Annotated in this window: 13 protein-coding genes, 2 rRNA genes and 1 other RNA gene; 10 read left to right on the top strand and 6 right to left on the bottom strand. The window is 52.9% G+C overall.

Translation table 11 applies throughout. The features are described from left to right. Window positions 1-31 precede the first annotated feature (31 nt). Genes LL947_RS00950 through LL947_RS00960 form a run of 3 tightly spaced genes read left to right on the top strand, consistent with a single transcriptional unit; the run spans window position 32 to window position 3,283 of the window. A complete protein-coding gene (locus LL947_RS00950) occupies window positions 32-223 on the top strand; it encodes a helix-turn-helix transcriptional regulator (protein WP_404415418.1) in 192 nt (63 codons plus the stop codon). After that, the gene (locus LL947_RS00955; protein WP_404415421.1) at window positions 220-489 is read left to right on the top strand and encodes a hypothetical protein; all 270 of its coding nucleotides are present in this window, start codon (window positions 220-222) and stop codon (window positions 487-489) included. Before LL947_RS00950 ends, LL947_RS00955 begins: the two co-directional genes overlap by 4 nt. Next, entirely contained in the window at window positions 482-3,283 is a 2,802-nt protein-coding gene (locus LL947_RS00960; protein WP_499833679.1) for a hypothetical protein, read from the top strand. The genes LL947_RS00955 and LL947_RS00960 overlap by 8 nt, the downstream gene beginning before the upstream one ends. A 204-nt stretch (window positions 3,284-3,487) precedes the next feature. Here the strand turns inward: LL947_RS00960 and LL947_RS00965 are convergent, their stop codons facing one another. The 4 genes from LL947_RS00965 to smpB all read right to left on the bottom strand — a co-directional run bounded on the left by LL947_RS00965 (window position 3,488) and on the right by smpB (window position 6,316). Next, window positions 3,488-3,934: a J517_1871 family lipoprotein gene (locus LL947_RS00965; protein WP_499833680.1), complete on the bottom strand. Its 447-nt coding sequence runs from the start codon at window positions 3,932-3,934 to the stop codon at window positions 3,488-3,490. 79 nt (window positions 3,935-4,013) lie between these two features. Further along, window positions 4,014-4,592 carry a hypothetical protein gene (locus LL947_RS00970; protein WP_499833681.1) on the bottom strand — a complete coding sequence of 193 codons (579 nt, stop codon included), beginning with the start codon at window positions 4,590-4,592 and terminating at the stop codon, window positions 4,014-4,016. Window positions 4,593-5,395: 803 nt separating this feature from the next. Further along, window positions 5,396-5,775: a transfer-messenger RNA gene (gene ssrA, locus LL947_RS00975) on the bottom strand. 46 nt (window positions 5,776-5,821) lie between these two features. Beyond that, window positions 5,822-6,316 carry an SsrA-binding protein SmpB gene (smpB, locus tag LL947_RS00980; RefSeq protein WP_290823401.1) on the bottom strand — a complete coding sequence of 165 codons (495 nt, stop codon included), beginning with the start codon at window positions 6,314-6,316 and terminating at the stop codon, window positions 5,822-5,824. Between the two features lie 121 nt (window positions 6,317-6,437). Between smpB and LL947_RS00985 the strand changes: the two genes are divergently transcribed. Beyond that, the gene (locus LL947_RS00985) at window positions 6,438-6,872 is read left to right on the top strand and encodes a type II toxin-antitoxin system RatA family toxin (RefSeq protein WP_290823399.1); all 435 of its coding nucleotides are present in this window, start codon (window positions 6,438-6,440) and stop codon (window positions 6,870-6,872) included. After that, the gene (locus LL947_RS00990; protein WP_290823397.1) at window positions 6,862-7,179 is read left to right on the top strand and encodes an RnfH family protein; all 318 of its coding nucleotides are present in this window, start codon (window positions 6,862-6,864) and stop codon (window positions 7,177-7,179) included. The genes LL947_RS00985 and LL947_RS00990 overlap by 11 nt, the downstream gene beginning before the upstream one ends. Window positions 7,180-7,220: 41 nt before the next feature. Here LL947_RS00990 and LL947_RS00995 read toward each other — a convergent pair whose 3' ends face one another. Further along, window positions 7,221-7,643 carry an outer membrane protein assembly factor BamE gene (locus LL947_RS00995; protein ID WP_290824051.1) on the bottom strand — a complete coding sequence of 141 codons (423 nt, stop codon included), beginning with the start codon at window positions 7,641-7,643 and terminating at the stop codon, window positions 7,221-7,223. A gap of 72 nt (window positions 7,644-7,715) precedes the next feature. Between LL947_RS00995 and fur the strand changes: the two genes are divergently transcribed. Next, complete coding sequence (gene fur, locus LL947_RS01000; protein WP_290824049.1) at window positions 7,716-8,183, top strand: ferric iron uptake transcriptional regulator; 468 nt, start codon at window positions 7,716-7,718, stop codon at window positions 8,181-8,183. Between the two features lie 70 nt (window positions 8,184-8,253). Here the strand turns inward: fur and ilvY are convergent, their stop codons facing one another. Beyond that, entirely contained in the window at window positions 8,254-9,147 is an 894-nt protein-coding gene (gene ilvY / locus LL947_RS01005) for an HTH-type transcriptional activator IlvY (RefSeq protein ID WP_499833682.1), read from the bottom strand. A gap of 177 nt (window positions 9,148-9,324) precedes the next feature. Here ilvY and ilvC point away from each other — a divergent pair, with 177 nt between their 5' ends. From ilvC to LL947_RS01025, 4 genes are all read left to right on the top strand, one after another. After that, a complete protein-coding gene (ilvC, locus tag LL947_RS01010) occupies window positions 9,325-10,341 on the top strand; it encodes a ketol-acid reductoisomerase (protein WP_404415438.1) in 1,017 nt (338 codons plus the stop codon). A gap of 167 nt (window positions 10,342-10,508) precedes the next feature. Then, on the top strand, window positions 10,509-11,363 hold the full coding sequence (gene pssA / locus LL947_RS01015) for a CDP-diacylglycerol--serine O-phosphatidyltransferase (protein WP_290824043.1): 855 nt from the start codon (window positions 10,509-10,511) through the stop codon (window positions 11,361-11,363). A 457-nt stretch (window positions 11,364-11,820) separates the two neighbouring features. Then, a 16S ribosomal RNA gene (locus tag LL947_RS01020) occupies window positions 11,821-13,353 on the top strand. Between the two features lie 334 nt (window positions 13,354-13,687). Then, window positions 13,688-16,576: ribosomal RNA gene (locus LL947_RS01025) — 23S ribosomal RNA — on the top strand. The 16S and 23S rRNA genes sit together here, the layout of an rRNA operon. The last annotated feature ends 33 nt before the right edge of the window (window positions 16,577-16,609 follow it).

The following is a 16,609-nucleotide window of genomic DNA, read 5'->3' on the forward strand; positions in this document are numbered from 1 at the left end:
ACCTTGTAACCACACGATACGAGGTGAAAGCATGACCCCCTACACTTATCTGACCGTTCGCCAAGCCGCCGCCCGTCTAGCGGTATCGGTGCCCACCGTCTGGCGTTGGGCGCGTGAACGCCCTGACTTCCCGAAGCCCCACCGCCTTGGCCCCAACTGTACCCGCTGGCGCTTATCTGACCTTGAAGCATGGGAAGCCAAACGCGGGGAGGTGGTGTCATGAGCCGCCGCTTAATTCGACTAGCCGCCGCCTTGGCTAAAGGCCCCGTTACCCGTGAACAGGCTGACCGGATAGCGCCAGCCAGTAATGGCCCCCACTTCATTGGGGAATTGCGCCGCAAGCTGGAAATTGACCTTGATTGTGACCGCGTACCGTTCACGACAAAAGACGGGGAACCGTCATGGTATGGCCGCTATACGCCCACCCGAGAGGAACGCGCCAAGCTGATGGCGTTTGTGATTGAACAGGGAGGGTGCCTTGATGACTAGCGCAGAAAATAGCCCCGCTGTGGCTGCAACCACTGACGAGGCTCAAGGTATTACTTCACCCGAAAAGAATAGCACCGTTACCGCCGCCCTGACCATTATCACGTCAACGAAACCGGCACGGCTGGCCAAGTGTTACCGGCTGGCTGATGGCGAGCTGGTGAAGGATCCCGGCGGGGATATGTCACAAGGCAGCGCCGCCGTTGAAAGCGTGGATAGTCTGGCGACCTTTGCCCGTTTGCTGCAATCGCTCAAGACTAACCAAGCGCTGGCCTATGGCCGCCCTGAGCGCATGAATACCGGGCTGGTATCTAAGCGCCGCTGGCTGGAAGCGGGCCGCCCTGATGATCCTATCCCCCGCAGTAAGGAACATTTTTCTTGGCCTGCTGGCGCTGGTGTCATGATGGCCGATTATGACCCCGGCGACGGTGAGAACACGCTTACCCGTGATGACCTGCTGGCTTGCCTTCATGAAGCGGTGCCCGCATTGGCTGACGTTGGCGCGCTGTGGTGGCCTTCATCGTCTAGCCATATTGTGAACACGGAAACCGGCGATGATTTAACCGGGCTGCGTGGTCCGCGGCTGTACTGGCTGGCGCTGGATGCCCGCGATATTGAGCGGGCCGGTAAGGCGCTGCAAGTCTACCTTTGGGCTGCTGGCCATGCTTGGGTAGAGGTGGGCGCTGCTGGTCAACGGCTGAAGCGTACCCTGCTGGATGCCAGCGTTTACCAAGCCAACCGGCTGGACTTTGCCGCCGGTGCTGAATGTATCCCGCCGCTAGCGCAACAGCGAGGCGAGCCGGTGCCCGTTGGTGGTGCGGTGGCTATACTGGATACCCAAGCGGTAATCCCCGACCCGGATCCCAATACCTTGGCCGCTGCTGAAAAGAACCGCGTGGCTGCCATGCTTGCCGCCAAGCCTGAAGCCGATATGGTGCAGGCTGACTATATCGAAACCCGCGCCAGCGAAATGGCAGGCAGTGAGGCTAGCGCCGAAACCCTGGAGCAGAGCCGGGAAACCGTGAACCGTGCCCTGAGCCATGGGGTATTGGCTGGGGACTTCCCCATCATGCTGGTGGCTGACAATGGCAGCCAGCAAGCGCTAACCGTTGGGGATGTGCTTGATAACCCTGAGCGCTATCACAACAGCCTGACGCTTGACCCCATCGAACCCGAATACCAAGGCGGTAAAACGGTAGGCAAGCTGTACCTGATGGGCGCCCGCCCGCGTCTGTACTCGTTCGCGCATGGTGGCAAAACGTACAAGCTGAGCAGGCCGCCCGCGCGCGTGGAGCTAGTCAAAGGGCGTACCGTGGAAGCGGTGGAGCAGGTGCTTGGTATTATGCGCCGCGCCCCTGACGTGTTTGATTTTGGCGGGCCGCTGGTGACTGCAACGGATGGCCGCGTTTACCCGCTGGATGAACACGCCCTGAAGCACTGGCTTGGTGGTGCTACCCAGTTCTGGCGCTGGCAAAGGCTGAAGAATGATGGGTATATAGAAGTTCTGGAAGATCCCCCGGTAAGCGTGGCCAAGGCCCTGCTATCCCTTGGTGAGCGCCGCGCGCTGAAGCCGCTGAATGCCATTATCACCGCGCCTACATTGCGCCTTGATGGCTCGCTGCTGAACCGTCCCGGCTATGATGAAGCTACCGGCCTGCTGTTAGAGGCGGAAGGCGACGAAATCCACCAGGTGCCCATGCACCCGACCGGAGAACAGGTCGAAACAGCGCTAGAACGCCTGATGATGCCGTTTGCTGACTTCCCGCTAGTAGGCCCCGTGGATAAGGGCGTTTTGCTTGCTGCGTTGCTGACAGCCGCCGTGCGTGCATCATTACCAGCGGCTCCAGGTTTTGGTTTTGATGCGCCTACTCAAGGCAGTGGTAAGACCCTGCTGGCCAAGTGCTTGGCCGTGCTGGCGCTGGGGGAGGTGCCAGCGATATGGCCGCATATAAAAACGCGTGATGATGAAGAAATCCGTAAGCGTGTTATGACCATCCTGATGACCGGCACCCGTGCGGTTATCTGGGATAACGTTATTGGCGTATTTGATAGCCCTGCGTTAGCTACTTTAATGACAACCCATATCCATACAGACCGCATACTAGGCAGAACAGGCAGTGCTAGCGCCCCGAATAAAGCGCTGTGGCTGCTGACCGGGAATAACCTGACCTTGGCTGGGGATTTGCCGCGCCGTGTGCTCAAGTGCCGGATAGACCCCGAAACGGATAGACCCTTTGCCCGTCAGTTCGACCTGGATCCCGAGGCGTATTGCCAGCAGCACCGCCAACGCATGATAGCCGATGCCCTAACCGTGATTCGTGGCTGGCTGGCGTCTGGTGATGCGCCAGCACCGGGAAACATGGCGAGCTTTGAGGTATGGGACTTGATGGTAAGGCAGCCGGTGGCATGGGTAGCCCGTCATTTTGACTTGCTGGGGGAGTATACCGACCCGATGGAAGCGGTAGATGCTGCCCAAGCGGCTGACCCTGAACAGGAACAGTTAGACGCGCTGCTGTGCTCGCTGGCTGATGTGTTTGGTAGTGACCCCTTCACCGCTAAGGAGGTGAAGAAAATCCACGACAACTACCATGACCCCCAGCTAAGAGACTTTGCCTTGCCTGACGTTGAGCAGGCATTGGCGGAAACCATAACGGAGCTCAAGACAGTAAAGCAACTAACCACTCGCGCTGTGGGTAATGTGCTCAAGTTCCGGGCTGACCGCGTGGTAAACGGTAGACGGTTACGCAAACGCAATGGCCGGGGAGGCGTTGCCGCGTGGGTAGTTGAGAACGTCTAACATCCACTGCCTTAAATGGTTGTTCTAGGTGGTCTGGTGGGGCTGTGTACTACCGTCATGAAATAGGCATCCTAATACCTTTAAAGATACCTATGGCAAAACAGGGCCTGACTAACCACCCGGAGCAACCTAACCCACCATAAAGCTGAATTTCCCGACTATAAAAAGGAGGCAAGGTCATGGGCGCTGGCTACAACTGAAGAACTATGAACTGAAATATTCCTGACAATAATTTGAGGCTTCAAGTAAAGCGCTATCTGCTATGAATCGGTTGGATATACTGCTTTCGTAAGGGCTGCCCAGCGTCATCGTGTCAGTGCTATGAGCCATTATTGTGAACCGGCCACCTTCTTGGGAGTAAATCACGTTATCGACATATTTAAGGCGCGAAACGTTATCTGTACCTGCATAGGAAGAACACATTTCACCGGTGCCATTTTCTTGCAGTTTCATCGTCACAAGGTATGGCCCCATGTTGCCGCTCCAAATACCTTGGATAGGTATGTTCAATGGTTCAGCAGTAAGCGAGACAAAATCGTTATTGGTGTAATCATCAACCATTGTTTGCAATTCATTCATTTCCGACAACCCGGCGCAGCCAGACAAAATAGCGGATGAACTCAACGCTACAAATAAGGCATTTATTCTCATGATAATTCCCCTGCAATCAAAGTTTTGAGCATGATGCTGAAATTTAGTTGGAAGATGGTATAGAGGTTTTTTCAGAGCTTCATTCCATCAACTTGGCTCTTTTTCTCATGAACTCTTCAAATGCTGGTTTCGCTGCCGACAAAGTTGTATCACTGAAAATTCCTTCAACATAATTAGCAGTACCTAAATTTAGGCGAACCCGTACATCCTTTGCGCTCAGCATGGATCTTATGAAACCTGTTTCTACTGCATAACGTTTCAAAGAAGAATTACTAGGAGGTACAATTGCCCATGAACTTGAGGGGCCATACTTACTTGCGAAATCAGTAAAAAGGTCTATAGATGAAAACTCATATAAGTCACCATTAATTTTTATTTTCAGAGAATTTTCTGATGGTATTCTATGTATACCATTAGCATACATAGTTAGGATAAGTTGGTCACTGTCCATTGAGCTACGCCAATGAAGCGAGGCCTGCAGGTCGCTACCACTAAAACCATCCGAGCTTCTATATATAAAAGCAGGTTTCATCGACAGTTCTGTGGAGCCGTCAAAGGAGGAGGTTCTCTCAGTAATGCTTCCTGGCATACTGGAGCACCCGGCAACTGCTAGACAGATAAATAATGCTGCAAAAAACCTTACATAAGAATTTTTCATTTAAGCATCCCCTACTTTTAATTTGGTATAGTTATATTCAACCCGTTGTTAGTTATATGATAAAAACGCACAAAAGGTCAAAAAATGAGCAAAAACCCGCGCCGTCTCACTAACCCTACTCGCCTAATTGTTTCTGTGGAAGCCAACGTCGTGGCCAGTATCGACAGCCTTATGAAGCATGGCCGCCAGCATAGCCACCGCAACCGGGCCGAGTTCGTTAGGTGTGCGATTGAAAGAGAGCTAGCCCACTGCCAGTCTGATGATTTTCAAAGCCGTTAGAGATGGGCGTTTTGATGATTTTCAGACATGTTTACGCGCGGGCGAACCCTAAGGTTTTACTAAGGGTTTGATGATTTTGCTATCAGTACGCGCGCATTGATGTCGGAAAAACCTTCATGCCAGCGCGCCCCGCCATAGTGTTTTTTGAACGCGCCCAAGTCTTACCCCTACCCCAAGCATTTACAGCGCCCGTAATGGCGCTGTTTTTTGTTTGTCTGGCTGGCGCTAATAGGTGACTGATGCACCGGGAATAGGCGGCTGATGTGGTGCCTTTGGTTTCCCTGTTCAATTCCCAAACCCGGATTTGAACCGGCGTCCCAAGTACGGAACCGAACCCACGTCCCAAACACGGAATTGAAAAGCGCCAGCATGGTGGATAAATCGGTTTTGGTTTTGGATAGGCAAGCGCCAGCCGCCTTAAAGGCAAAGGTAGAACAGGCCTTGGGTATGGCTTTGGGGTATGGCTAATAGGATGGCCAATAAACAAAAAAAGCACCCGTAGGTGCTTGATTTTCTTTATAAGGTGGTGGAGGCGGCGGGAATTGAACCCGCGTCCGCCGACACTCGCCCATTGGCTCTACATGCTTAGATTTCGTCTTTTGCTTTAACGCGACTGGCTCCGACGATCAGGATCCAGCAACGCGAGTCTTCTGAAGTTTAACGATTGGCGAGAAGACACCACCAACCGCGGTCCTATCATTTTTAGCTCGTATCTCCTCAGTGATGAATAGGCACATCACCTTGGAGCCGGACAAGAAGCTAGCAGTGTTTAAGCTGCCAGCGCGCCCTGAGCGTAGTTTTCGTCGTTTGCGACTATTATTCGTGATGTTGGATTTACGAGATACATCACGCTCTCGGCATGCACCGCAGGGTTTGTCATCGGCGTCGAGACCATGTCGCCCCCTTAACTTCAGCTCTACATCATAACGCTATTAACACTTTTTGGCCAGTCATGCTTTGTTGTGTTCACGCATGATGCGCCCTTTCTGGCGATTCCAGTCGCGATCTTTCTCGGTGGCGCGTTTATCGTGCAGTTTTTTGCCGGTTACCAGCGCCAGTTCGCATTTGACCAGGTTGCGCTTCCAATAAAGTTTCAGAGGCACACAGGTGTGGCCCTTATCCTGGGTTCTTGAAAAAATCTTGGCAATTTCCTTACGATGGAGCAACAATTTGCGCGTTCGTGTGGGGTCAGCGAGTTCGTGCGTACTGGCAGTATTCAAAGGTGTAATATGGCTGCCCAGCAGCCATGCCTCTCCGTTTCGCACAAGTATATAGGTATCGGTCAGCTGTGCCTTGCCGGCGCGCATGCTTTTAACTTCCCATCCGGCCAGTGCCAATCCCGCCTCGAAGGTTTCGTCGATATGATATTCAAAACGTGCCTTCTTGTTCTGCGCGATGACGCTGCTACCGGGGCCTTTTTGCGTTTTCCCTTTCTTCGTGGCCATGAAACCTCGTCATTGATCTGTTAGTTGCCTCTTCGCTTGGCAGAGAGGCGTGATACCATTTATGTATTACGATTACCGCCTATGATACGCCTTGGGCACTGTGAAGTCAGCGGAGAGGTCAATGCCAACCGTGAATCGTTCCGCTTTAGTGCGGCACACACCTCAGAAAATGTTTGATCTGGTCAACGATTTTGAACGTTACCCGGAGTTCTTGCCTGGATGTCGCCATGCCCGTCTGGTCGAGAGCGATGATAAGCACCTCATTGGTGAGATGACGTTGGGTCGTGCCGGCATCGAGCAAACCATAACAACGCGAAATGACCTATATACGCCTCAACGGATTGAAATGTCATTAGTCAATGGGCCTTTCAAGCATCTCAGGGGGCGCTGGTCGTTTACTCCCATGGGGGAGGATGCCTGCAAGGTCAGTCTGGAGATGGATTTCGAATTTTCCAGTCGTCTGTTGGGAATGGCATTCGGCAAGCTATTTCAGCAAATTGCCGGGCAGTTAGTGGATTCATTTACCAAGCGGGCAGATCACCTGTATGGCCGGTGAATTGATTGCTTCGATCCATGTCGAGGTGGCGTTTGCCTTGCCTTCCAAACAGCGCATCGTCGTCCTTGAAGTGCCTAATGGAACAACCGCTGCTGATGCCGTCAGGCTAGCGGATCTGCCATCGCTTTTCCCTGAAGTAGAGAGGGGCTTTTTCGAGCGTGCGCCGCTTGGAATCTTTGGCAAGGCCTTGAAAGCACCTGCAAACCACTTTTTGGCTGATGGTGAGCGGGTGGAAGTATATCGTCCGCTTGAAATTGATCCAATGGCAGCTCGCCTGGCGCGGGCGCGAAAACAGCAACAACACTAGGGGCTGTTGCTGCTATGTTTGGTCGTGTTCTCAAAACCGTATTATTGGGACTGCGTACCCACGCCAAGATCCAGCGGTTGTGCCTGAAAGTCGTCTGAACTATCAGTGGCGGGGCCGAGCTCTGTATCACCTTCGAGAGGAAGCGAATTATCTATTTCGCCTTCCGTTTGAATGTCAGCAAGGCGTCCCTGACGGTCGAATGTCAGCGTTGCCCGGCGCGTCTCAATATCGCCATAGGCCTTATCCAGCTGGAAAACATAATCCCACTCGCGGGCATCAAAGGGGGCTTCAAGTAACGGGCGTCCCATTATCGAAACGACTTGCTGTTGCGACATCCCCGTCTGCAACTGGCTGACCATCGTCTGGTTGACCAGGTTGCCTTGAGGGATATCACGTTTATAAACACAGCCACTCATCAGGGCAACAGCGGCGGAGAGAGCGATAATTCGAGTTAATTTTTGCATTTGATCCTGTTCTTCACTATCGTGGTTTTGGTCGATGATAACCGACCTAACCTGTAACTGCGAAGAGCAACCATGGCCGATCAAAACCATGAACTACGTAAAGCAGGGTTAAAAGTGACCTTGCCACGCGTAAAGATTCTGCAAATCCTTGAAAATGCTACGGGTCAGCATCATCTCAGTGCTGAAGAAGTGTATAAGACGCTTATTGATGCAGGTGAAGATGTTGGGCTAGCAACTGTTTACCGAGTGCTTACGCAGTTTGAGTCAGCAGGGCTTGTCATCCGCCATAATTTTGATGGTGGGCACGCTGTTTTTGAACTCACCCAAGAAGACCACCATGACCACATGGTGTGCCTTGATAGTGGTGAAATCATTGAATTTGTTGATGAAATCATAGAGCGTCGGCAACGGGAAATTGCTGAAGAACACGGCTATGAACTTGTGGATCATGCATTGGTTCTGTATGTCCGGCCCAAAGGCTCGAAGGCAGCCCGGCCAGATAACAGTGTGCTTCCCAAGCATGGAATGAACAAACGTTAGTAGCGATCCTTTTCTTTTGCATATGCCCTGAATGCCGATATTGCTTACATCAAATCGGCATTTTTTATTTCTATGGGTGATGTTCCGCAACGGTAACCCATAACGCATCGACGATAGGGTTTTTCAGGCGACGATTCAGCACGCACAGCCCAACATCGTAGTGCGGAAGCTCTGGTTTGACATTCAAAATACGTACCCGATCAGCCAATGGGCTGTTATCCAGAACTATTTTGGGTACTACCCCGATACCAAATCCCAGGCCGACCATACTGACAATGGCTTCATGGCCAGAAACCTGCGCATAGATGCGAGGCGCAACCCCCATGGCCTTGAACCAGGTGTTGGCATATTCACGTGAAAGACCTGCCTCTGAAAGAATCATGGGAACCTGTTCCCACTGGGCGGCTGTTGAACTTTCTGGCTGAAGTGGCAGCCATTCATGTGTCTGTGTAGGGGCGATGAATAGCAGCGGTGAGCGAGTGAGCGATTTGAACGCCAGCGCACCCGGCGGAACTCGTGGGCGGGGTGTAATGGCCATGTCGTCAACCCCTTCCAGTACACGAGTCATGGCCTCGGCAGGATCGCCGGTATGCAGCTTTAGCTCAATACCCGGGTGACGGGTACGTACATCGCTTAATAATTCGTATAGAAAGCTATAGCTGGCCGTCACGGAACAGTAAATGCTTATGTCGCCCCTGAGTTCCTCCATCGTGGCCGCCAGAGTGCGTTTCTGGGTTTCCCACTGTTCCAGCGTTTCTTTGGCATAATGCTGAAAGGCCAGTCCTTGGGGCGTCAGTGTGACGTGGCGGTTGTCCCGTTCAAACAAGGTGGTTCCCAGCTCTGCTTCTATTTGTTGAATGGAGCGGCTTAACGTGGATGGGCTAACGTGACACAGATCGCTGGCTCGGCCGAAATGAAGTGTTTCAGCCAACGTCACCATATGCTTTAACACGCGAAAATCCATTGAGCACCTGCTGTATTTCACTTTAAGAAATAGTGTGTTGCAAATATAGCGTTTTACGCAACAGTGAGGTCAGCGTAAAGTAATGACATTGCAGGACCTGGTGCCGCAAAAGACGGTTCAGGTGGCCATCAAGGCTGGATACACATTGTGTCATTAACCCTATATCTGGAGCTCATCATGCACGTTTATTATGATAAAGATTGTGACTTGTCTCTTATTCAGGCTAAAAAAGTCACCATTGTGGGATATGGTTCACAGGGCCATGCGCATGCCAATAATCTGAAAGAGTCAGGTGTTGATGTCACTGTCGCGCTGCGAACCGGTTCCTCATCTGCTTCGAAAGCTGAAGCCGCCGGGCTGACAGTAGCCAGCGTGCCGGAAGCGTGTAAAACCGCTGACGTCGTGATGATTCTGGCGCCGGACGAAAACCAGAAAGCCATTTATGAGCAGGAAGTTGAACCCAACCTGAAAGAAGGTGCAACGCTGGCATTTGCCCACGGTTTCAACATTCACTACAACCAGATTGAGCCACGCAAAGATCTGGATGTCATCATGATTGCGCCGAAAGCGCCGGGTCACACGGTGCGTTCAGAGTTCGTCAAAGGCGGTGGTATTCCTGATTTGGTTGCTATCCATCAGGATGCTTCAGGTAAAGCCAAGGAGCTTGCTCTTTCCTACGCGGCAGGTGTTGGCGGTGGCCGCAGCGGTATTATTGAAACCACTTTCAAGGACGAAACTGAAACCGATCTGTTCGGTGAACAGGCCGTTCTGTGTGGCGGTGCTGTTGAGCTGGTGAAAGCAGGCTTTGAAACACTGACCGAAGCCGGTTATGCACCCGAGATGGCCTACTTTGAATGCCTGCATGAACTTAAGCTGATTGTCGACCTGATGTATGAGGGCGGCATCGCTAACATGAACTACTCCATTTCCAACAATGCTGAGTATGGTGAATATGTCACAGGCCCTGAAATTATTAATGATGAGTCTCGTGCCGCCATGCGCAATGCGCTGAAGCGTATTCAGACGGGTGAATATGCGAAGATGTTCATCAATGAAGGTAATAGCAACTATCCTTCCATGACGGCGCGTCGTCGCCTGAATGCCGAGCATGACATTGAGCAGGTCGGTGCCAAACTGCGCGGCATGATGCCGTGGATTGCGGCTAATCAGCTGGTCGACAAGTCCAAAAACTAAGAGTCAGGTTCTAGCCATTGTTGATGGTGGCCAAGCTTGTAATTCGGGGTGCGCATTGTCGCACCCCGACTCATTTATGGGTCTGCGCTGTAATTATCTGGTGAGGTGGCGTTCACCGTGTAGAATGACATCTATACTTTTGGTGTTTATTCAGATGGATATTTTTTATGACTCAGGATGCTCGTGATCAGGCCGATACCAAGGCAGCGTCTACTGGTGAGGCGGGAGGAGAGCACTCAAGGAATGAAGATCTAGCTGCAACGTTTCTGCGGGAAACGGAAGTCATTGAAGAGTCCGAGCAGGACGGCAAGAAAGTGCGTCGTAAAGGTATCTATTTGTTGCCGAACCTGTTTACCACCTCGGCGTTGTTCTCGGGTTTCTTCGCGGTCATTGCGGGCATCAACGGAGACTTTACTTCTGCAGCAGTCGCCATTTTTATTGCGATGGTGCTCGATGGGCTGGATGGCCGAGTGGCACGTATGACAAATACACAAAGTGCCTTCGGGGCCGAATACGACAGTCTTTCCGACATGCTGTCATTTGGGGTGGCGCCCGCCCTGGTCGCGTTTACCTGGATTCTCCAGGATATTGGTAAGACAGGTTGGGTCGTGGCGTTTCTTTATGTGGCATGCGCTGCGCTGCGTCTTGCGCGCTTCAATGTTCAGGTAGGCAGTGTTGACAAGAAGTGGTTTATTGGCCTGCCCAGCCCCTCGGCGGCTGCTTTGGTGGCCGCCAGCGTTTGGACGTTTCACAGCTTTGATGCAGACGCGCTAGGCTTCAAGCTTATTATGTTATTTGTCGTGGCTGCGGCTGGCATCCTGATGGTGAGTAATATTCGTTACTACAGCTTCAAGGATCTGGATTTTAAAAAACCGGTGCCATTTGTGGTGTTGCTGGCCGTGGTGCTGGGCTTTGTGATGATATCGGTTGAACCCTCTGTCATGTTGCTTCTGCTATTTGCCGCGTACGTTTGCTCTGGCCCTGTTCTGGCGGTTATGCGCAAGATGTCACCTGACAGCTGATACTTTTTGACTTTTTTCCATAAAGCCCTTGCATCCTGTGCAGCGAAGCCTTAGAGTACGCATCCGCTGCCGGGGACGCACACTGTCACCTGCGGTGGATGAAGGTAAAACCTTCGGTTTGTCAACAAGTTAGCGAGTGGTGGTAATAAAGCACGCTGGCGAATTCGCTGAAATCAGCCGTTGACAAACACACAGGAAGCCGTAGAATATGTCTTCCTCGTTGAGGCAAGCCAATCAGGTCATCGACTGGCAAGGCAGTATCGCCGCCTCGCGAACAGCTCTTTAACAATTTGATCAGGTAATTCATGTGGGCGCTTGCCGATGAGGGTGATAAATCACCAACTATCAAGGCAAGCGGTCATGACAATGTAAATTGAAATGAATTCGTTTGACCCTTGAGCCAAGTTTGATGCGCTTCTGTTGCCCCAGGGTGACAGGTAAGCATCACAATGATTTTAAACTGAAGAGTTTGATCATGGCTCAGATTGAACGCTGGCGGCAGGCCTAACACATGCAAGTCGAGCGGTAACAGATCCAGCTTGCTGGATGCTGACGAGCGGCGGACGGGTGAGTAACGCATAGGAATTTACCCGATAGTGGGGGATAACCTGGGGAAACTCAGGCTAATACCGCATACGTCCTACGGGAGAAAGGGGGCCTTGGCTCCCGCTATCGGATGAGCCTATGCCGGATTAGCTGGTTGGTGAGGTAATGGCTCACCAAGGCGACGATCCGTAGCTGGTCTGAGAGGATGATCAGCCACATCGGGACTGAGACACGGCCCGAACTCCTACGGGAGGCAGCAGTGGGGAATATTGGACAATGGGGGCAACCCTGATCCAGCCATGCCGCGTGTGTGAAGAAGGCCCTCGGGTTGTAAAGCACTTTCAGCGAGGAAGAACGCCTGGCGGTTAATACCCGCCAGGAAAGACATCACTCGCAGAAGAAGCACCGGCTAACTCCGTGCCAGCAGCCGCGGTAATACGGAGGGTGCAAGCGTTAATCGGAATTACTGGGCGTAAAGCGCGCGTAGGTGGCTTGATAAGCCGGTTGTGAAAGCCCCGGGCTCAACCTGGGAACGGCATCCGGAACTGTCAGGCTAGAGTGCAGGAGAGGAAGGTAGAATTCCCGGTGTAGCGGTGAAATGCGTAGAGATCGGGAGGAATACCAGTGGCGAAGGCGGCCTTCTGGACTGACACTGACACTGAGGTGCGAAAGCGTGGGTAGCAAACAGGATTAGATACCCTGGTAGTCCACGCCGTAAACGATGTCGACCAGCCGTTGGGTGCCTAGCGCACTTTGTGGCGAAGTTAACGCGATAAGTCGACCGCCTGGGGAGTACGGCCGCAAGGTTAAAACTCAAATGAATTGACGGGGGCCCGCACAAGCGGTGGAGCATGTGGTTTAATTCGATGCAACGCGAAGAACCTTACCTACTCTTGACATCCTGCGAACTTGGTAGAGATACCTTGGTGCCTTCGGGAGCGCAGAGACAGGTGCTGCATGGCTGTCGTCAGCTCGTGTTGTGAAATGTTGGGTTAAGTCCCGTAACGAGCGCAACCCTTGTCCTTATTTGCCAGCACGTAATGGTGGGAACTCTAAGGAGACTGCCGGTGACAAACCGGAGGAAGGTGGGGACGACGTCAAGTCATCATGGCCCTTACGAGTAGGGCTACACACGTGCTACAATGGCCGGTACAAAGGGTTGCGAACTCGCGAGAGTCAGCGAATCCCTTAAAGCCGGTCTCAGTCCGGATCGGAGTCTGCAACTCGACTCCGTGAAGTCGGAATCGCTAGTAATCGTGCATCAGAATGGCACGGTGAATACGTTCCCGGGCCTTGTACACACCGCCCGTCACACCATGGGAGTGGACTGCACCAGAAGTGGTTAGCCTAACGCAAGAGGGCGATCACCACGGTGTGGTTCATGACTGGGGTGAAGTCGTAACAAGGTAGCCGTAGGGGAACCTGCGGCTGGATCACCTCCTTAAACGATGCATCATCCCTCGCGGTAAGCGCTCACAATGAATTACCTGATCAGATCGTCGCTGCCCTTGCGCAGTGATAAATGAACCTACGCCTCTGGCAACAGACGCGGTTGGAGGAAAAATATTTTCCTCATCGGTTCCTTTATCACTGCGTCTAGCAGTCGCTCTTTAACAAGATATAGCAAAGCTGATAAACCTTTTGAAGGTCAGCGATTCACAACGCCCCGCGTGGTGAGTCCCTGCCCGACGAAGGTGTACGTAATAGTGTTATGTGATACGTCTCAAGCGTATCCGGCACTCGTTATCATTGTGCGACCAGACTCCTTCGGGTTATAGGGTCAAGCAATGAAGCGCACACGGTGGATGCCTAGGCAGCCAGAGGCGATGAAAGACGTGGAAGCCTGCGATAAGGCTCGGCGAGGTGGCAAACAACCTGTGACCCGGGCATTTCTGAATGGGGAAACCCACTCACCAACAGGTGAGTATCTTGCGCTGAACACATAGGCGCAAGAGGCGAACCAGGGGAACTGAAACATCTAAGTACCCTGAGGAAAAGAAATCAACCGAGATTCCCCCAGTAGCGGCGAGCGAACGGGGAGCAGCCCTTAAGCATGTGACTGATTAGACGAAGGCGCTGGGAAGCGCGGCCATAGCGGGTGATAGCCCCATAGTCGAAAATCTGATCATGTGAAATCGAGTAGGTCGGGGCACGAGAAACCTTGACTGAAGACGGGGGGACCATCCTCCAAGGCTAAATACTCCTGGCTGACCGATAGTGAACCAGTACCGTGAGGGAAAGGCGAAAAGAACCCCGGAGAGGGGAGTGAAATAGACCCTGAAACCGTGTGCGTACAAGCAGTCGGAGCGGACATGTTCCGTGACGGCGTACCTTTTGTATAATGGGTCAGCGACTTATATTCCGTGGCAAGGTTAACCGATTAGGGGAGCCGTAGCGAAAGCGAGTCTTAACTGGGCGAAGCAGTCGCGGGATATAGACCCGAAACCGAGCGATCTATCCATGAGCAGGGTGAAGATTGAGTAACATCAATTGGAGGCCCGAACCAGGATCTGTTGAAAAAGATTTGGATGACTTGTGGATCGGAGTGAAAGGCTAATCAAGCTCGGAGATAGCTGGTTCTCCTCGAAAGCTATTTAGGTAGCGCCTCAGGCAGCACCACCGGGGGTAGAGCACTGTTTCGGCTAGGGGGTCATCCCGACTTACCAACCCGAGGCAAACTCCGAATACCGGTGAGTGACGCGTGGGAGACACACAGCGGGTGCTAACGTCCGTTGTGAAAAGGGAAACAACCCAGACCGTCAGCTAAGGTCCCGAAATCCTGATTAAGTGGGAAACGATGTGGGAAGGCTCAGACAGCTAGGAGGTTGGCTTAGAAGCAGCCATCCTTTAAAGAAAGCGTAATAGCTCACTAGTCGAGTCGGCCTGCGCGGAAGATGTAACGGGGCTAAATCAGGTACCGAAGCTACGGGTTCACACTTAGGTGTGAGCGGTAGAGGAGCGTCGTGTACGCCAATGAAGGTGAGTTGAGAAGCTTGCTGGAGGTATCACGAGTGCGAATGCTGACATGAGTAACGATAAAGGGTGTGAAAAACACCCTCGCCGGAAGACCAAGGGTTTCTGTTCGACGCTAATCGGAGCAGAGTGAGTCGGCCCCTAAGGCGAGGCCGAAAGGCGTAGTCGATGGGAAACGGGTCAATATTCCCGTACCGGACATGATTGCGATGGGGGGACGGAGAAGGCTAGGTGAGCCAGGCGTTGGTTGTCCTGGTGAAAGCATGTAGGCCGAGCGCTCAGGTAAATCCGGGTGCTCAACGCCGAGATGCGAAACGAACTGACCACGGTCAGGAAGTCATCGATGCCACGCTTCCAGGAAAAGCCTCTAAGCTTCAGATCATGTGCGACCGTACCCCAAACCGACACAGGTGGTCAGGGTGAGAATCCCCAGGCGCTTGAGAGAACTCGGGTGAAGGAACTAGGCAAAATGGTGCCGTAACTTCGGGAGAAGGCACGCCGGCCTAGGGTGACAGGACTTGCTCCTCGAGCCCGAACCGGTCGAAGATACCAGGTGGCTGCAACTGTTTAGTAAAAACACAGCACTCTGCCAAGTCGCAAGACGACGTATAGGGTGTGACGCCTGCCCGGTGCCGGAAGGTTAAGTGATGGTGTTATCCTCGGAGAAGCTCCTGATCGAAGCCCCGGTAAACGGCGGCCGTAACTATAACGGTCCTAAGGTAGCGAAATTCCTTGTCGGGTAAGTTCCGACCTGCACGAATGGCGTAATGATGGCCACGCTGTCTCCACCCGAGACTCAGTGAAATTGAAATCGCCGTGAAGATGCGGTGTACCCGCGGCTAGACGGAAAGACCCCGTGAACCTTTACTATAGCTTCACACTGGACGCTGATGTTGCCTGTGTAGGATAGCTGGGAGGCTTGGAACCCCGGACGCCAGTTCGGGGGGAGCCAACCTTGAAATACCAGCCTGGCATCATGGGCGTTCTCACTCAGGTCCGTTATCCGGATCGAGGACAGTGTGTGGTGGGTAGTTTGACTGGGGCGGTCTCCTCCCAAAGCGTAACGGAGGAGCACGAAGGTACCCTCAGCACGGTCGGACATCGTGCAATGAGTGCAAGAGCATAAGGGTGCTTGACTGCGAGACAGACACGTCGAGCAGGTGCGAAAGCAGGTTCTAGTGATCCGGTGGTTCTGTATGGAAGGGCCATCGCTCAACGGATAAAAGGTACTCCGGGGATAACAGGCTGATACCGCCCAAGAGTTCACATCGACGGCGGTGTTTGGCACCTCGATGTCGGCTCATCACATCCTGGGGCTGAAGTCGGTCCCAAGGGTATGGCTGTTCGCCATTTAAAGTGGTACGCGAGCTGGGTTTAGAACGTCGTGAGACAGTTCGGTCCCTATCTGCCGTGGGCGTAGGATGTTTGAGAAGGGCTGCTCCTAGTACGAGAGGACCGGAGTGGACGCACCTCTGGTGTTCCGGTTGTCACGCCAGTGGCATTGCCGGGTAGCTAAGTGCGGACGGGATAACCGCTGAAAGCATCTAAGCGGGAAGCCCCCTTCAAGATGAGACATCCCTGAGGCCTAGAGCCTCCTGAAGGGCCCAGCGAGACCAGCTGGTTGATAGGCACGGTGTGGAAGCGCTGCAAGGCGTTGAGCTAACGTGTACTAATGGCCCGTGAGGCTTGACCCTATAACACCCAAGGGGTCTGAAGCCGATGATAAC

Source organism: Halomonas sp. BLK-85, from assembly GCF_044792155.1.
GTDB lineage: Bacteria > Pseudomonadota > Gammaproteobacteria > Pseudomonadales > Halomonadaceae > Vreelandella.

Excerpts from the sequence above, each read along its gene's own strand:
- LL947_RS00950 (WP_404415418.1), top strand. The coding sequence starts at position 32 with ATGACCCCCTACACTTATCTGACCGTTCGCCAAGCCGCCGCCCGTCTA.
- LL947_RS00955 (WP_404415421.1), top strand. The coding sequence starts at position 220 with ATGAGCCGCCGCTTAATTCGACTAGCCGCCGCCTTGGCTAAAGGCCCC.
- LL947_RS00960 (WP_499833679.1), top strand. The coding sequence starts at position 482 with ATGACTAGCGCAGAAAATAGCCCCGCTGTGGCTGCAACCACTGACGAG.
- LL947_RS00965 (WP_499833680.1), bottom strand. The coding sequence starts at position 3,934 with ATGAGAATAAATGCCTTATTTGTAGCGTTGAGTTCATCCGCTATTTTG.
- LL947_RS00970 (WP_499833681.1), bottom strand. The coding sequence starts at position 4,592 with ATGAAAAATTCTTATGTAAGGTTTTTTGCAGCATTATTTATCTGTCTA.
- smpB (WP_290823401.1), bottom strand. The coding sequence starts at position 6,316 with ATGGCCACGAAGAAAGGGAAAACGCAAAAAGGCCCCGGTAGCAGCGTC.
- LL947_RS00985 (WP_290823399.1), top strand. The coding sequence starts at position 6,438 with ATGCCAACCGTGAATCGTTCCGCTTTAGTGCGGCACACACCTCAGAAA.
- LL947_RS00990 (WP_290823397.1), top strand. The coding sequence starts at position 6,862 with ATGGCCGGTGAATTGATTGCTTCGATCCATGTCGAGGTGGCGTTTGCC.
- LL947_RS00995 (WP_290824051.1), bottom strand. The coding sequence starts at position 7,643 with ATGCAAAAATTAACTCGAATTATCGCTCTCTCCGCCGCTGTTGCCCTG.
- fur (WP_290824049.1), top strand. The coding sequence starts at position 7,716 with ATGGCCGATCAAAACCATGAACTACGTAAAGCAGGGTTAAAAGTGACC.
- ilvY (WP_499833682.1), bottom strand. The coding sequence starts at position 9,147 with ATGGATTTTCGCGTGTTAAAGCATATGGTGACGTTGGCTGAAACACTT.
- ilvC (WP_404415438.1), top strand. The coding sequence starts at position 9,325 with ATGCACGTTTATTATGATAAAGATTGTGACTTGTCTCTTATTCAGGCT.
- pssA (WP_290824043.1), top strand. The coding sequence starts at position 10,509 with ATGACTCAGGATGCTCGTGATCAGGCCGATACCAAGGCAGCGTCTACT.